The organism is Weissella sp. DD23 (assembly GCF_001579105.1).
Lineage (GTDB): Bacteria > Bacillota > Bacilli > Lactobacillales > Lactobacillaceae > Weissella > Weissella cibaria.
In genome coordinates this window covers 370626-371767 of sequence record NZ_KQ970390.1, presented here as the reverse complement: position 1 = coordinate 371767, position 1142 = coordinate 370626, and the positions used below count along the sequence as shown (strand labels likewise).

Genomic DNA, 1142 nt, shown 5'->3' with positions numbered 1-1142 from the left:
GGTTACGGTGGTCATATCGAACTCGAATCAGCAATTGGACAAGGGTCAATTTTCAGAATCACGTTGCCTATTAAGCAACAAAAATAGTAAACTATGAGTTGCGACTGTTTTCCGGTCGCAACTTTTTTTACAGAAATCGAGAGCATTATGATACTAAAGCACGTTATTTTACACATTTTGGATAAAGACGCTGGCAATCTAATTGCCTCACAGGCTGAAATTGATTTGACACAGCCAGGTCTACACGATTATCTGGAAAAAATCATTCTAAAATTTCAGACCGGTGATTATAAGCCAGGCACATTAACCGGTGAAGATTATCTGGCGCAAACAATTGATGATAATAATGGGCTAACGTTTGCCGAAAAGACGACACAATTGGCTGAAAAATTATTTGATAATATTGCCGCTAGTGAGGCCGTACCGGCTGGTGACTTATTAAGTTTTGAATTTGCTGAAGGGACTGACGACTTTTTCGGCCTCATTAAGTTAAATTTTGCGCCACGTTACGCCCACATCGTGGACTATCGTGATGATCAACTTGTTAACAACTTAGTGCTTAACCAGGCCGTCTTGCCGGGTGCTAATCAAAAAGCGGATGAAGGTATTATTGTTAACTTAATGACGGGCGATTATATGTTGGTTGAAAAGCAATACTTGATTGATGGTCACCGCATCAATTATTTTTCAGAACGTTTTTTGCAATTGGAGCCCGAGGTTTCTACTAAAGACAATATCAAAACAATCAAGCGAGCCGTAAAAACAGTTGCTGATAAGTTTGATGTGCCTGAACACGAAGCAATGGCTGCCACCCAGAGCGCGATTTTTGATTCCGTTCAGGAAGATGGTCAAATTAATACCGCTGATATTGCCGAGGCAGTTTTTAAGGGTAATATTTCCGCCAAACAGGCTTACCAAGAAGTCATTGCAGACAAAGAGATTGAAACTGAAATTGCCGTGCCAAATGTGGAACGTTATGAAAAGAAATACCGGCTCCAACGTTTCAAATTAGACTCAGGGATTGAAATTGCCATTCCGATGGATATTTATCAAGACCGCAGTAAGGTGGAATTTGTAAATAATCCGGACGGTACAATGTCGTTGGTTATTAAAGATATTGAATCAATTGTCAACAAATTCAC

1 protein-coding gene is annotated in these 1142 nt (G+C 39.9%); it reads left to right on the top strand.

Annotated features, from left to right (window positions below):
- Window positions 1–147: 147 nt before the first annotated feature.
- Window positions 148–1142 (top strand): nucleoid-associated protein (locus WEIDD23_RS01785; protein WP_062358705.1); only part of this gene is annotated, 995 nt, incomplete at its 3' end.